Here is a 14,758-nt window from a genome sequence, read left to right as displayed (position 1 = left end):
ATTGGGATTTCAGCATTTTACGGAATCCTTCTTCTTTCAGGTTTTCCATGAAGATGCTTACCATCGGAGCAGTTTCGCCCACGATACCCGAATCGAGTAAGAAAACGGCGCCTTTTCCTTGTGCGCTTTGCGAAGGAATTCCGGTCGGTTCAATATTGTCTTTGGAGTTGATTAAAATCGGTAAACTCAAGTAGCTGTTCAAGGGATCAAGACCCGAACTTTTTCCGTGGAAAAACGATTCCATCTCTGAAAAAATGGATTTCAGCTGCAATAATTTTTCACGTGTCAGGTTTTCCAGAACCGTGATTTTGTTATTGGCATATTTATCGTAAATCGCTGCTACCAAGGCACCACTGCTTCCAACACCATATCCTTGAGGAATACTGGAATCGAAATACATGCCGCGCTCCACATCATCTTTTAAAACTTCCAGATTGAAAGTCACCAACTCGGGTTGTTCGCTTTGCAAATCTTTCAGGTATGACACAAATCGCTTTAAACTTGTGTTCGATTTTTGCGCTTCTTCAGACGGATTTTCATCTACTTTCAAAGCTCCGTTATAGAAATTATAAGGGATAGACAAGCCTTTGGAATCTTTGATGATTCCGTATTCTCCGAAGAGTAAGATTTTCGAGTAAAAAAGCGGTCCTTTCATTTGGGCTACAGTTTACGATATTCAGTTTATGGGCTAAATATACAAAAATTAAATCATTAAAGCTCCCAATCCTATTTCATCACAAATGTACTGACCATTTTGACAATAGCCAACTAATTCGTCCTTAATAAATTGCAGAGCTTTCCCTTTAACGTTTTCCGGATACAGTACGTGAACATTTGCTCCGGCATCAAGCGTAAAACATACCGGTGTTTGTGTTTCGTTCCTGAATTTCCAAATTTTATTGATGATTTCCAGTGTATTCGGTTTCATCAGTATGAAATACGGCATCGACGTCATCATCATGGCATGCAGCGTCAAAGCTTCACTTTCCACGATTTTGATGAACTGTTCCACATCTCCGCTTTCCAAAACGCTTTTTATAGCCGATAAATTGTGGTGTGCCTGAGAAAAACGCTGTTCGGCAAACGGATGGCCAAACATCAAATCGTGACCTACGGTGCTGGAAACCTGTTTTTCGCCTTTATCCACCAATAAAATAGTGTCCTGATAGTTGTTGAAATTGTTGTGGATGGTTGAAGGAAATTCAACGCCAAACAAATCGGAACTTCCTTTGATTTCCGCATGACTTCCCCAAATCACAACTTCACCTTTTACGCTTCGGCAGGCGCTTCCCGAACCCAATCGGGCCAGAAAAGAAGCTTTTTGATAGAAATAATCTTCTGGAATGTTTGGATTCAAAACTTTTTCCAGACTCATGATGTTCATGGCCAAAGCAGCCATTCCGGAGGCAGAGGAAGCAATTCCAGAACTGTGCGGAAAGGTGTTTTGGGTGTCAATCGTAAAATGAAAATCTTTCAGGTACGGACAATACTCAAAAATGCGTTCGAAAAACTTTTGGATTTTAGGCTTGAAATCTTCTTTTGGCTGCCCTTCAAATAACAAATCGAATGAGAAATTGCCATCCTTTTCTTTTTTTGCAAAGCCCAATTTAGTAATCGTCTTGCAGTTGTTCAGCGTAAAACTGATGGATGGATTGGCCGGAATCTGCTTGTCTTTTTTTCCCCAATATTTAACCAGGGCGATGTTACTGGGAGCGCTCCATTCGAAATTGCCGCTTTCTACGGAAACAGTATAATTATTTTGGATAAAATCCTTTTCAGAAATCATAAAAGTTGAAAAATTTAAGCAAAGATACATTTTTAGTTAGTTCGCTGCTAAAGTGCTTTGGAATCTGTGGTTTTTTCCTATTTTTGAAACATAATTTAGCCAAATGCAAAAAATCACCCGAATTCTTACCGTTGTTGTTACCTGTTTGTGTATAGGTTATTTTTCAAGACTTATAATAGGCAATAGTATTGAAGTTTGGTATCCGAATTTAATAAAACCGGGTTTTACGCCTCCCGACTGGGTTTTTGCTCCGGTTTGGTCAATGCTTTTTATTATGATGGGGATATCCGCCGGGTTGGTTTGGGACCGAATGGAATTGGATCGGATCAATGTCCGTAAAGGCTTGCAGTTTTTCGCGATTCAGTTGGGGTTGAATATTTTGTGGACCTACCTTTTCTTCGGACTGCACAATCCGTTATTGGCTTTGGTTGAAATAGCGCTGCTTTGGCTGATGATTTTCGAAACCTATGTTGTCTTTAAAAGAGTGGATAAAATAGCGGCAATCTTGCTTTTGCCTTATCTGGCGTGGGTTGGCTTCGCTACGATTTTAAATGCTGCTGTTTTCTGGCTGAACCGATAGTTTTTTTATCGATTTTTTCTGCACTTCATCCATAACTGTAACTATCTAACAATCAGCAATTTCTTTTATTATTATCTTTATATATACCCAAAAATATCTTCTGAAATCAAATTTTATGAATGGTTTCTGCACACTTTTCTTAACCCTGCTATTTGTTAAAATGGTTTTTTGGAATCAACTTAAAATTTAGAGATATGGGAGCTTTTGTTGTTTTGCTTATTGGTTTGGTAGGCGTTTTATTAGGCTATATTATTGGGAAATCGATGTCAAATTCAAATTCAAGAGATACTTCTGAAGTTGAAAAGCTAAAAAGAAGAGTGGCTGTGCTTTTATCGGAAAATGAAGTTTTGAAAGCGAAACTAGCTTCCGGCAGTCATGTTTTGGGATTCACGGCCGAACCGATGGAATATCATGAGTTTGATCACGATTTTGCGTCTTCGGTTTTGGGAAGGGATGTGGAAGAGAACGATCTGAAAGTGATTGAAGGTGTGGGTCCGAAAATTGAGCAATTGTTCAAAACCTCCGGAATCCTGACCTGGAAGAGTTTCGCCGAAATGTCGGTAGACCGTTGTAACGAAATTTTGAGCAAAGCAGGAGAACAATTCGCTTTCCATAATCCTTCGACTTGGCCGCGTCAGGCCCGATTGGCTTATGAAGGGAAATGGCGGGACTTAAAATTGTGGCAGGAATCGCTAAAAGGCGGTTTGGAATAAAGAAGCAAATATTACTTTTCGATAATAGACCGTGCTGCCAGGAAACCTCCCGTCCAGGCATTCTGAAAATTGAATCCGCCCGTAATGGCATCTATATTTAAAATTTCCCCGGCAAAATACAAATTGTCGTGGATTTTGCTTTGCATGGTTTTAAAGTCGATTTCCTTTAGGTTGATGCCTCCCGCAGTTACGAATTCTTCTTTAAAAGTACTTTTTCCGTTTACCTGAAATTGACCGTTGGTCAGCTGATTGGCTAAATAGGTCAGTTGTTTTTTGGAAATGTCGGCCCATTTGGTTTCGGCTGAAATTCCCGATGCGTTAACCAGACTTTCCCAAAGACGTTTCGGAAACTCGAAAGGGCAAAATTTTATGACCAGTTTCTTTGCATTATCTTCCTTCAGGTCTTTCAGCGTATCCAATGCTTCTTCAAAATCGGTTTCATGAAGCCAGTTAACCTGCAGTGTGAATTGATAGTTTTTGGCTGCCAATTCACGGGCACCCCAGGCGGAAAGGCGTAAAATACCGGGTCCGCTCATGCCCCAGTGGGTTATCAGTAAAGGCCCTGATGCTTTCAGTTTGGAGTCTTTTACCTTTACGGATGTAAATGCCGAAACGCCCATTAAATCTTTAATCCGATAGTCTTTGATGTTGAAAGTAAACAATGACGGAACGGGAGCTTCGATGGTATGTCCGAGTGATTCCATCAATTCCCACATTTTCGGATTGCTTCCGGTTGTCATCACCAGCGTTTCGCATTTAAATGACTGTTGATTGGTGTCGGCTTTCCAGTAATTTTCGCCTTTGTAAATCGATTGCACACTTTGACCGGTTAAAATATCAATTCCTGATTTTTTTCCAGCATTTAGAAAACAGTCGATGATGGTTTGTGAGCTGTCGGATACCGGAAACATTCTGCCGTCCTCCTCGATTTTGAGTTCAACGCCGTGTTTTTCGAACCATTCGATAGTGTCTCCGGAACAAAACTGGTGAAACGGACCTTTCAGCTCTTTTTCGCCTCTCGGATAAAATTTTACCAAATCATTCGGGATAAAGCAGGCATGGGTAACATTGCAGCGTCCTCCGCCGGAAACCTTTACTTTGGAAAGCACTTCTTTTCCGCGTTCGAGTATGGCGATTTTTAACTTCGGATTGTTTTCTGCGATGTTGATGGCTGTAAAGAATCCTGCCGCACCACCGCCTATGATTAGTATATCGTAATTTGTCGTCATAATCTGTCTGGGAAATCGGATATAATTCCGTCAATATTTTGGGCTTCTAATCGCTGGATATCTTCGTGCTGATTTACGGTCCATACGTTTATAGTGTAGCCTTTCTTTTTAGCTTCATGGATGTTGTCTTCGGTCAGTAAGGAAAAATGTGGGTGGATGGCGTAGGCCGAGAGTTCGTCTGCCCATTCCAAAGCCTGTTCTACACTGGCTTCTGACAGGGTGGCCAATCGGATTTTGGTATTTCTTGCTTTTACTTTTTCCAATTCCTGCTTTTGGAAACTGGAAACGATGAAATCTTCGTATTCCCAGCCTTTTTCAGTAACGTATTTTTCAATCAGTTCGCAGGTGGGTTGAGCGGTACCGTGTCCTTTTAATTCTACATTAATCCAGCATTTTCTGTTAATCAGATCAAAAGTTTCTTCTAAAGTCGGAATTTCAAATTCTCCTGCGACTTTGAATTCTTTCAATTCGGATAATGTCAGTTTATGAATTTCTCCCTTGGCATCGGTCATCCGTTCAACGGTAAAATCATGAAAAACGACCAACTCCCCGGAAGCACAAACGTGAACATCAAGTTCGATTCCGTCCACCTTTAAATCCAATGCTTTTTGGAAGGATTCCAACGTGTTTTCGGCTAAATGTCCTTTTGCGCCGCGATGTCCGATTTTCTGAGCCATGAAAAATTTGACTTTTATTTAACTATACAAAGATATAATAGATTGCAGTGTGGTTCGTTAAATAGTAAGGATTAATAATGAAAGCGTATGAAAAAGGGAGTTATTCTTTTGTTGATGGTGATTTTTGCAATAGGTTGTTCGTCTAAAAAAACTGTTGCGGAAGAGAAAAAAGAACCTGCTGTTCAGTATCGTGATGATTTCAGATCGGTTTCTCCAAGCGCAAAAAAGAAATTCTTATCCGAGATGAAAGCTACTGGCGAAACAGCATCGGTTATAATTCTGACCAAAGGTTTCAAAGGTGAGAAAGTTACCATTACAAATGAAAATAAGGTCTTGTATTCCGGAGTTCCGATCAGTAATTTGGGTACGGGAATTGCGGGTTACATCACTATTAATAATAGGGTTGATACTAAAATCACAGATGAATCAAGTAAAAAAGAAGCGTTGATTGATGTTGAAAATGCGAAAAAGTACAAATTTGTTTATGTGATGAAAGACGCTTTGCAACAGGGGAATCCTTACATAATAACGTATAGCAATACCCTGCGTCCGCTGAAATAAGGATAGTTTTTTTGCAAGGAATCGTCCCAATTAACCGATATTGGGTTTCTCTTTTTGTGTTTCATTGATTTCGTCTGTTTTTTTCACAATCTGATTCACTACCGAATCCAGGTTTTCAGTAGCGGTTTTCAGTTTTTGGATTATTTCAAAATTCTCCGGAGCGTTGGGATTTTCAAAATTAATTAAACTGATTAATCCCTCTATACTCGCTACGGGACCTCTGACCATATGGGATTGAAATTGCGCAATTTCGACAAGTTTTTCGTTTCTGAGTTTTAGGGTTTCTTCGGATTTGATTCTGAGGCCCAGTTCTTCTTTGGACTTTATAAGAGCTTTCCGAAGTGTTTCCACAGACAGGTTCTCCAGAAAACACAGTAAAAAAATGCTGGTTACGGTGAAGGTCCAATGCACAATGGGGCTAAAGCCGAGAGGTTCTTTTCTGGGAAGTAAATTGTTTTGTTCGGCAAAAACCAGAAACAACCCCACTAAAGCAGCGATAATTCCAAAAATCCATATCTCACGCTTTCCCATGGTAAGCCCGGCAAATAAAACGACTATTGGCAAAAGTTTGATTCCGTGTGCTTTAATTCCGCCACCGCTCAAGGAGAACAGTAGGATCATGATTAGTAGAAAAGAGATGTAGATAGAGGCAATGGCCTTGGTGTTATTTCTTTTGATAAGTGATGCGAGCATTAAGCTTACCAGCCAAACGATGAACAGGATCAGACCATAACGTAAAGCATACTGGCTCAAGACGAACATGCTGATCAGGAGGGAAACAGAAAGGATACACAGAAAAATCAGGATAATTTTTGCAAGGATTAATTTTTTGTCGTTCAAATCCGAATCCTGCAGTCCGAAAAGTGAAATTATTTTTCGCATGATGTTACTTTTTGATATTAGCACATTTTTGTAACGAGAAAGCGGTTCCCGAATGTGAATTCAGAACCAAGTTTTGAGTTGCCTTGTGGTTGGTAGTGAGACTTAAAGGTAGTTTAAATTTTCTTTTTTGAAGCTATTTTTTGGGATTGATATATTTTGAATAACCAAAAAAACAGAAGTTTTAGATGGTGAAATAAAGTCGGTAAAGAAAGGGAATAAAAAAAGCTTCCCGATTTGAGAAGCTTTTTGTGCGGGTGATAGGACTCGAACCTACACACCGTGAGGCACCAGATCCTAAGTCTGGCGTGTCTACCAATTTCACCACACCCGCAGGCTTATAAAACAAGTAGTTGTTTCATTAAGTGGGGCAAAGATAGGCATAACTTTTAAAATTGCAAATTTCAAAACATAATTTCCTGAAACTTTTTATCCGGAAGAGGGTAACTGTTTTACTTTTAGTGTTTTGCATTTTAGGTTTTCTTGTGAAAATACAATTTGGGTATTGAAATTCGGAATTGGTTATTTTCTTTTTGATTTTTTGTACATTTGGCTTTCATCATTTTAACAACATAATGGACAATATTAAACAGTACGTTCAGGAAAATAAGGAACGTTTTCTTAATGAGTTAATAGAATTATTGAAGATTCCTTCGGTAAGCGCCGACAGTGCTTACGCTCAAGATGTTATCGACACTGCTGATGCTGTAAAAGCAAGTCTTGAAAAAGCAGGCTGTGATTTCGTGGAATTGTGTGAAACACCAGGTTATCCCATCGTTTACGGAGAAAAAATAATCGATAAAAACCTGCCGACCGTATTGGTGTATGGTCATTATGATGTGCAACCGGCTGATCCGATTGAATTATGGACATCGCCACCGTTTGAACCGGTTATCAAATCAACAGAATTGCATCCGGAAGGGGCAATCTTTGCCCGTGGTGCCTGTGATGACAAAGGTCAGATGTACATGCACGTTAAGGCATTCGAATACATGATCCAGAACAATTGTCTTCCTTGTAACGTGAAATTCATGATTGAAGGGGAAGAAGAAGTAGGTTCTTCAAGTTTAAGCTGGTTTGTGGAACGCAATCAGGCCAAATTGGCTAACGATGTGATTCTGATTTCCGATACGGGAATGATTTCCAATCAACAACCATCCATTACGACAGGTCTTCGCGGATTAAGTTATGTAGAAGTGGAAGTTACCGGTCCGAACCGCGACCTACACTCTGGATTGTATGGTGGCGCCGTTGCCAATCCAATCAACGTATTGACAAAAATGATTGCTTCTATGCATGATGAGAACAATCATATTACTATTCCGGGCTTCTATGATAAAGTGGAAGAGCTTTCCATGGCAGAAAGAGAAAAAATGGCAGAACGTCCTTATTCTGAAGAAGCTTATAAAAAAGCATTGGATATCGAAGATGTATATGGTGAAAAAGGGTATACGACAAACGAAAGAAACTCCATCCGTCCTACGCTAGACGTAAACGGAATCTGGGGAGGTTATACGGGAGAAGGCGCAAAAACCGTTATTGCAAGCAAAGCGTATGCGAAAATATCCATGCGTTTGGTACCGAATCAGGATTGGGAAGAAATTACCGAATTGTTCACCAAACACTTTGAAAGCATTGCTCCAAAAGCAGTAAAAGTTAAAGTTACGCCGCATCACGGAGGTCAGGGTTATGTAACACCTATTGATTCTGTAGGATATCAGGCTGCCGAGAAAGCCTATGCGGATACTTTTGGCGTACAACCGATTCCGGTGCGTTCCGGAGGAAGTATTCCGATTGTAGCATTGTTTGAAAAAGAATTGAAATCTAAAACCATTATGATGGGCTTCGGTTTGGACAGTGACGCGATTCACTCGCCAAACGAACATTTCGGCGTGTTCAATTATCTGAAAGGTATTGAGACAATTCCGTTGTTCTACAAATATTTTGTCGCGTTAAGCAAGTAAAAATCAGACATAAATAAAAATCCGCTTCTTCTTTTGAAAAGCGGATTTTTTTATGATTTTCTGAAATTATTTTTCGAGTCCGACTACCGAGCGGTAAATGTAATCGGAATGGGTTTTGTGGAAATATTTGCCCATTTTTTTATCAAATTCTTTTTGCGATTTTTCGTCTTTCCATTGCGCTTTGAAAAGTTCGTCATCCCTTTTAAACGCTTTTTCAATGTCTCCCAACGATTCAACAACAAATACCTCTAAAAAATCGGTACTGTTGGAGCCCCAGGCATGTCTGTGAGGATAATAAGCTTTTATGAATTCGTTTTTATTGATCACTGCATCAAATAATTGTTTGTTCAGCTCATTGAATTCCTTTTCCGAACCGTCTTTCGGTTTGGCAAAAGAGCTTTTTCTCAAGTAATACACCATTTGTTTATCAGCTATTTTCGGCATCATTTTAGCGCCGGGAAGTGTAGCGTAGATTTCGTCGGAATGATGGCCGTCGTAGTAACTCTCTCTCTTTTCAAAAAAAGCAGTTCGTTTTTTTTCGTCGGGCCAGGCTTGTTTTTCCAATTCCTCAAAACGATCCTGGGCTTTTTTAATGGCATCCCAATTTTCGTAAACATACACGAAAATAATTTCGGTATTATCCGCTGTAAAATAATGGATGGCAACATTGGAACCTTTTATGAATTCATTTTTCATAACCACTTTGTCGAAATATTCTTTTTCAACGGCTTTCCATTCGTCCTGAGAAAAATTATCGAGATTGGCGTTCCAATGCATGGTAGTTGCAGTCAGATACATTGGTTTGTCGGCTTCTGCCTGACTGAAGAGTAAATTATTAGCAAAGAATAGAACTAAAAAGGGCAATAAGAATTTGTAGTTGACAGCTTTCATAATTTCAAAATTTAGTATTTAGGAATCAGTGAGTAATTCTTTTTTGAAATTTGAGGCTTGTGGTTTTTTGAAATCTTGAGGTATTTAATACAAATTTACAATTATTTTAACATAAATTATTGATAATCAATAGAATGTTTGTTAGGAGTTTTCGAAAATGATAAAATTGAATAAAAATAAATCGTTGGTTTACAATATGATATAAAAAATGGTGCTAAATTTGCAGTATCATCATCAATCAAAAATCATCATCATGTTAAAACGCTTTTTCATTTTGTGCTCCGGCGCAGATAGGACTTTGCTCGATACTTGCAGCGAAGGCGAACAAACCAAGTATGTAGGCGTAGGTGCCACCGTTTTCTTCACGGCTGTAATGGCTTTTATTGCTGGCAGTTATGCTTTATTTACCGTTTTCGATAATGTATATTATGCCATTTTCTTCGGAATTGTATGGGGTTTACTTATTTTCAATTTGGACAGATTCATCGTTTCCACCATCAGAAAAAGAGACCGGTTTCGCAGTGAATTGCTTCAGGCGTCTCCCCGAATTGTCTTGGCCATGATTATCGCCATCGTAATTTCAAAACCATTGGAAATCAAAATTTTCGAAAAAGAAATCAATACGGTTTTACTGAAAGAGAAAAATGAAATGGCCATTGTCAATAAAAATCAGGTAACCAATTATTTCAAAGGCGATGTGACGAAAAACCAATCGGAAATCGACAGCCTCAAATCGAACATCAAAGCCAAAGAAAAAGAAGTGGCGGATTTGTACCAGTCCTACATCACCGAAGCCGAAGGTACGGCCGGAACCAAAAAAATGGGGAAAGGCCCGATTTATAAAGAAAAACGAGCGGCACACGATTTGGCTTTAAGACAGTTGGATTCCTTAAAAACGACCTCGGCTAAAACCATTTCCGAAAAAGAAGCAAGATCCAAAACGCTTCAGGCCGATCTGGACAAAAAAGTAGCTGATTCCAAACCCATTATCGACGGATTTGACGGTTTAATGGCAAGAATCAATGCGTTGGATAAACTGCCTTGGTTGCCATCGTTCTTTATCATGTTGCTGTTTTTAGCGGTGGAAACTTCGCCGATTATTGCAAAATTGCTGTCTCCGCGCGGGGAATATGATTTCAAGTTAGAAGATAATGAAACGGCTCTGAAAGTCTTGATTGAACAGAATGTGTATCAACGCAATCTTCAAAAACAAACCGATGCGGCCATTTACGATAAAGTGTATGCTGATATCCGCGAAGACAAAGAAATTTACGATTACAAACGCAAAGCGGCTTCCGAATTGCTGAAACTACAGTCGGATAACTATGTAGAGAAGCAGAAGAATGTAATGTAAGTTTTAAGGGAAAAGGGATAATAAGTGATGAGGGAAAAGGAAAAAAAAGAGAAAGGGATAAGCGGTTTCATAACACTTATCCCTTTTAACTTTTTCCTTATGCCTATTCTCTACATGTACTGTAAAATTTCGGCTTTCAGTTTGTCATATTCGCCCTGAAGAATCAATCCATTATCCAGTAGTTTTTTGTAATTCTGCAATTTGGCAAACAGCTCGTCGCTGCTCATTTCACTTAATTTTTTCTCGCCGCTTGATTGTTGTGCCGGTTCCGAAATGTTTTCCTGAACTACAGGAGTTGAAGGCATGATTTCGGCAAAGGAAGTTACTTCTTCGGTTTCCATTTCTTCAATTGCTTCTTCAGTCACAACCGAAATTTCTTCTTTTACTTCTTCGGTAATAGGAGTCGATGCTATTGGAGCTGCAGCCGTCGGATTTTTCAGTAAATCCAATTGTTCTTTCGCAAACGTATATAGTTTTCGTGCCTGATTTTTTGGTAAATAATCAACAGTAAGCGTTAGTTCTGATTTGGTCGTAAACGTAAAATCAGCACCTAAAATGCCTTCTTTTACAAACGCTGCGGCAATGTCATCCCAATCGTAATCGGTGAATTCCATTGATAAACCTAAATTTTTCGGTTTACAAAGGATAATTCGTTTGTTGGTCACCACAATACTGTCCGGTAAAATGGTCACTGCCGGTTTTTTTTGTACGGCGATATAGCCCACTTCTTCATTGGACATTAATAAATTTTCCAGTTTGGATGTGATTTTTTCAATCGCTTTCGGATCCTGGTCTTCGTTTAATATTTTCTTTAAATTGTCAATCATTGTATTTTAATATAATTTGTCGTGAAATTGGCATCAAAAGTAATGCCTATTTTTATTTTTTGGAATTACATTTGCTTTTGATGAGTTTAAAACTGCCAAAACATTGGTCCACTAGATATTCAAGGGCCATATTTTCCATTATGGTTTTACTGCTCATATTTGTATTGCAATATAAATAATTCGAATAACTTGAAGAAGGTTTATAATCTTCATTGATATATGATGTTTTGACATTCTCAAAGTTTAAAGCAATGGCGGGAAGTTGTAACGATTTCCGTTCCATCGAAAAGGAAGGCTGTTCTGTAAAAGTTGTCGGGAAAGTCACAGTTCCTAGAGTTGTTCCATCGAATGAAATGTTTTTACTAAAGTCGATTGGATTAAAAACAGAAATTTCCTCGTTTGCTTTTTCTTGTGCTCTGACTGTAGAAAATGTTAGTGTGATTAGCGTTACAGTAACCAGGATAAAATAGTTATGAATCATAAGTATTGTTATTAAAGTTATCTCCTTCTTCGACTTCCTTTTGTGTTTTTTTTGTCAATGTTTTAAATACCAAATCGTAAGAGTGGTCGATTAGTTCTTTGATAAACCCATCGGAAACCGAACCATTTATTTTTACCGTATTCCAATGCACTTTGCTCATGTGGTAGCCTGCCTGAATATCATCATATTGTCCGCGCAATTCTAAAGCCCAATCCGGGTCGCATTTTAGGTTTACCGAAGGCGTTCCGTTTTCCCATTCCTGCAACGACGATAAAGCAAACATTTTTCCACCTACTTTAAAAACCAGCGTGTCTTCATCAAACGGAAAATGTTCAGTGACGCCTTTTTTTGCCAGACAGTAATCGTAGTAAACGTCTATGGTCATGACTGTATTATTTTATATAAAATTGGTTTGCTCGGACTCGCATCATTTTCAAACGAAGCAATTTGCAGGTTTAGTATGTAACTGCCATCAGCAATTTGGCTTTCTACATAAATCAGTTCGGTGATGGTAGCGTTCATTCTCGCATCACTATTCAGGTTGTTTACGTCTTTTACATTCCAAAACGCTTTGTGTGCCAGTAGTTTTCCTTCATCGTGTTCTTTATCGACGCTTGGTAAATCGATTAAAAGATGTTGGATATCGCTTTCGCGGATGAAAGTCGCCGCTTCATCCAACAGATAAGGCCAATTCGTATTCGAATATTTTTTCGAGGTTTTTTCAGTGGAATTGGGCAATGTTCTGATAATGATGGCTTCCGGAGATTTTCCCTGTAAAGCCTTTTCAATCTGTGCTTTTGTGATCACATAATCTTCACCATCGGCTTGTGGTTGTACGGAAATTACTTCTGCCGTAAAAAAGAATTGCTTCAGACACTGATTGATACTGTAAAAATCGCGTGTGATGTGTCCCAGGCATTCCGTATGTGTCCCGTGCCCGTGCGGGTTGAAAAAAATGTTGTTGAAATTGGTTGATGAACTTCCTTCGGAAACTTTACCTATCCAATCTCCAAAACGAACGGGTTCGATTTCCGGTTTTTCGATGTACCAGGCAATCGGATTTTGATCGGTATTGCTTAATGGTAATGAAATGTCAAGTGGTTTGGATAAGTCTATTGTAAAGACTTGCTCTTTGTTTTGTATGGTGGCTTTCATTTATGGAACGCGGATTAATCGGATCTGTCTGCTTTTCTATTATTCCTCCAAATTTAAGTAAAACAAGTCAGATGCAATTCCGTCACAAAAGAATTTTCCTTTTTTGGTGGTTTTGAGAATGTTGTCCTGTAAAATCAGTTTTTCATCATCAAGGTAACGCTGTGCATTTTGTAGTAAATAATGCAACATGTTTTCTCCGAATTCGACTTTGATTCGTTCCAGTGAAACCCCCCAAGTGGTGCGCAAACCAGTCATGATGTATTCGTTATAACGATCGGTTGCCGTTAATTCTTCGGTTTCGCGGGGTAATTTGTCTTCGGCTAACGCTTTTATGTAAAGAGGATTATTGGCGATATTCCAGCTTCGGTTGGTTCCGTCATAACTGTGAGCGGACGGACCGATTCCTAGATATTTTTTGCCCAGCCAGTAAGCTGAATTGTTTCGTGAAAAATAATTTTCCTTTCCAAAATTCGACAATTCGTAGTGAATGTACCCATTGGATTCGAGGATGTCCACCAGCATAAGAAACTGTTCATGAGCTACGGCATCATCAGGTTGAGGAACGATCCCTTGTTTGATGAACTTCTGCAGCGCTGTTTTCGGTTCTACCGTTAAGGCATAACTTGAAATGTGAGGAATGTTTAAGTCCAGCACCGTTTGGATATTCTGTAGCCAATGTTCGTTGGTAAGCCCCGGAATCCCATAAATCAAATCGACTGAAATATTGTCGAAGTGTTTTGTAGCGATTTCCAAACATTTTTTAGCTTCCGTCGAATTGTGGGCGCGATTCATCAGCTTTAAATCGTCTTCATAAAAAGATTGGATGCCGATTGATAAACGGTTTATCCTGTTATTTGATAATTCGATAATTCGTTCTTCCGACAAATCATCCGGATTGGCTTCTACCGTTATTTCAGGGTTTTCGGAGACCGTGAAGTTTTTATAGACTTCATCAATCAAAAGTCTTAAATCCTCAATCTGTAGTATCGAAGGGGTTCCGCCACCGAAATAAATAGTTTCCACTATCTCGTTGCCAAACTCTGTTTTCCGCAGTCGGATTTCTTTGGCTAAGGCCAAAACCATCTCGTCTTTCTTCTTCAGTGAAGTCGAAAAATGAAAATCGCAGTAATGACATGCCTGCTTGCAAAAAGGGATATGTATGTAAATTCCTGCCATAAAAAAGGGGCTGATAACAGCCCCTCTGATTTGTTTAGTTTGCAGCTCTTTCTTTGAAAGTTCCGTTAGAAATTGTAATTGTAGTTCCGTTTGTAGGGTGTGTTGCTGTTAGGCTGAATGTTCCCTGAACATAATTCGCAGTAACCGTAGCGTAAGTTATGGTTCCTGTTACATCGTACTCAATTGTTTGGTGCGTAGCAGGATCGTATTTTGAGAAAGCGATTCTGTTATCTGCATTATTGTCGCTGAAATTAAAAGTACCTTCCTCTGGAGAGAAATATGGGTAAACAATTCCGATTTCATACTGACTTCCGTTTTTGATATTTAACGTGGTAGTGGAAAGATCACCTGAAGAACTACTTTGTGTACCATACCAATCCTGGTTGTTTATTTTGGCAAATGTTCCTAAACCGCTTATTGTTGGGGGGTAATCTATATAAGAAATTAGGAATGAACCACTTATGGTGCTAAAATCCGATGTGTGA

At 39.1% G+C, this 14,758-nt stretch carries 17 protein-coding genes and 1 tRNA gene; 5 read left to right on the top strand and 13 right to left on the bottom strand.

Features of this window, described 5'->3' with window-relative positions:
* Both VLB74_RS08250 and VLB74_RS08245 read right to left on the bottom strand, forming a co-directional pair.
* A partial coding sequence (locus VLB74_RS08250; RefSeq protein ID WP_325202979.1) for a mevalonate kinase family protein occupies positions 1-655 on the bottom strand: 655 nt, incomplete at its 3' end.
* Between the two features lie 48 nt (positions 656-703).
* Positions 704-1,786 carry a diphosphomevalonate decarboxylase gene (locus VLB74_RS08245; RefSeq protein ID WP_325202978.1) on the bottom strand — a complete coding sequence of 361 codons (1,083 nt, stop codon included), beginning with the start codon at positions 1,784-1,786 and terminating at the stop codon, positions 704-706.
* 103 nt (positions 1,787-1,889) lie between these two features.
* Here VLB74_RS08245 and VLB74_RS08240 point away from each other — a divergent pair, with 103 nt between their 5' ends.
* Together VLB74_RS08240 and VLB74_RS08235 are read left to right on the top strand one after the other, a co-directional pair.
* Positions 1,890-2,366: a TspO/MBR family protein gene (locus VLB74_RS08240; protein WP_325202977.1), complete on the top strand. Its 477-nt coding sequence runs from the start codon at positions 1,890-1,892 to the stop codon at positions 2,364-2,366.
* 194 nt (positions 2,367-2,560) lie between these two features.
* Positions 2,561-3,079 carry a hypothetical protein gene (locus VLB74_RS08235; protein WP_325202976.1) on the top strand — a complete coding sequence of 173 codons (519 nt, stop codon included), beginning with the start codon at positions 2,561-2,563 and terminating at the stop codon, positions 3,077-3,079.
* An 11-nt stretch (positions 3,080-3,090) separates the two neighbouring features.
* Here VLB74_RS08235 and VLB74_RS08230 read toward each other — a convergent pair whose 3' ends face one another.
* Positions 3,091-4,308 (bottom strand): BaiN/RdsA family NAD(P)/FAD-dependent oxidoreductase, encoded by a 1,218-nt coding sequence (locus tag VLB74_RS08230; protein WP_325202975.1) that lies wholly within the window; start codon positions 4,306-4,308, stop codon positions 3,091-3,093.
* The gene (locus tag VLB74_RS08225) at positions 4,305-4,985 is read right to left on the bottom strand and encodes a glycerophosphodiester phosphodiesterase (protein ID WP_325202974.1); all 681 of its coding nucleotides are present in this window, start codon (positions 4,983-4,985) and stop codon (positions 4,305-4,307) included. The genes VLB74_RS08230 and VLB74_RS08225 overlap by 4 nt, the downstream gene beginning before the upstream one ends.
* A gap of 87 nt (positions 4,986-5,072) precedes the next feature.
* Between VLB74_RS08225 and VLB74_RS08220 the strand changes: the two genes are divergently transcribed.
* Positions 5,073-5,546, top strand: coding sequence for a hypothetical protein (locus VLB74_RS08220; RefSeq protein ID WP_325202973.1), 474 nt, complete (start codon positions 5,073-5,075; stop codon positions 5,544-5,546).
* Between the two features lie 30 nt (positions 5,547-5,576).
* On the opposite strand, the gene VLB74_RS08215 is transcribed toward VLB74_RS08220, so the two are convergent.
* Positions 5,577-6,428 (bottom strand): hypothetical protein, encoded by an 852-nt coding sequence (locus VLB74_RS08215; RefSeq protein WP_325202972.1) that lies wholly within the window; start codon positions 6,426-6,428, stop codon positions 5,577-5,579.
* A 249-nt stretch (positions 6,429-6,677) separates the two neighbouring features.
* Positions 6,678-6,759, bottom strand: a tRNA-Leu gene (locus tag VLB74_RS08210).
* A 241-nt stretch (positions 6,760-7,000) separates the two neighbouring features.
* Between VLB74_RS08210 and VLB74_RS08205 the strand changes: the two genes are divergently transcribed.
* Positions 7,001-8,389: a dipeptidase gene (locus tag VLB74_RS08205; RefSeq protein WP_325202971.1), complete on the top strand. Its 1,389-nt coding sequence runs from the start codon at positions 7,001-7,003 to the stop codon at positions 8,387-8,389.
* Between the two features lie 66 nt (positions 8,390-8,455).
* Here VLB74_RS08205 and VLB74_RS08200 read toward each other — a convergent pair whose 3' ends face one another.
* Positions 8,456-9,280, bottom strand: coding sequence for a hypothetical protein (locus VLB74_RS08200; RefSeq protein WP_325202970.1), 825 nt, complete (start codon positions 9,278-9,280; stop codon positions 8,456-8,458).
* Between the two features lie 253 nt (positions 9,281-9,533).
* On the opposite strand from VLB74_RS08200, the gene VLB74_RS08195 reads away from it, so the two are divergent.
* Positions 9,534-10,634 (top strand): DUF4407 domain-containing protein, encoded by a 1,101-nt coding sequence (locus VLB74_RS08195; RefSeq protein WP_325202969.1) that lies wholly within the window; start codon positions 9,534-9,536, stop codon positions 10,632-10,634.
* A gap of 110 nt (positions 10,635-10,744) precedes the next feature.
* Here VLB74_RS08195 and VLB74_RS08190 read toward each other — a convergent pair whose 3' ends face one another.
* The 6 genes from VLB74_RS08190 to VLB74_RS08165 all read right to left on the bottom strand — a co-directional run.
* Complete coding sequence (locus VLB74_RS08190) at positions 10,745-11,461, bottom strand: PH domain-containing protein (RefSeq protein WP_325202968.1); 717 nt, start codon at positions 11,459-11,461, stop codon at positions 10,745-10,747.
* A 52-nt stretch (positions 11,462-11,513) separates the two neighbouring features.
* Positions 11,514-11,942: a hypothetical protein gene (locus VLB74_RS08185; protein WP_325202967.1), complete on the bottom strand. Its 429-nt coding sequence runs from the start codon at positions 11,940-11,942 to the stop codon at positions 11,514-11,516.
* Positions 11,932-12,327 carry an MmcQ/YjbR family DNA-binding protein gene (locus tag VLB74_RS08180; protein ID WP_325202966.1) on the bottom strand — a complete coding sequence of 132 codons (396 nt, stop codon included), beginning with the start codon at positions 12,325-12,327 and terminating at the stop codon, positions 11,932-11,934. The genes VLB74_RS08185 and VLB74_RS08180 overlap by 11 nt, the downstream gene beginning before the upstream one ends.
* Positions 12,324-13,097, bottom strand: a complete 774-nt coding sequence (locus tag VLB74_RS08175) for a cyclase family protein (protein WP_325202965.1) — start codon at positions 13,095-13,097, stop codon at positions 12,324-12,326. The genes VLB74_RS08180 and VLB74_RS08175 overlap by 4 nt, the downstream gene beginning before the upstream one ends.
* A gap of 39 nt (positions 13,098-13,136) precedes the next feature.
* On the bottom strand, positions 13,137-14,273 hold the full coding sequence (gene hemW, locus VLB74_RS08170; RefSeq protein ID WP_325202964.1) for a radical SAM family heme chaperone HemW: 1,137 nt from the start codon (positions 14,271-14,273) through the stop codon (positions 13,137-13,139).
* A gap of 34 nt (positions 14,274-14,307) precedes the next feature.
* Positions 14,308-14,758 (bottom strand): DUF6252 domain-containing protein (locus VLB74_RS08165; RefSeq protein WP_325202963.1); only part of this gene is annotated, 451 nt, incomplete at its 5' end.

This window comes from Flavobacterium sp., assembly GCF_035456225.1.
Classification (GTDB): Bacteria; Bacteroidota; Bacteroidia; order Flavobacteriales; family Flavobacteriaceae; genus Flavobacterium.
Note: the sequence above shows the minus strand (reverse complement) of the source record. Positions and strands in the feature narration are given on the sequence as shown.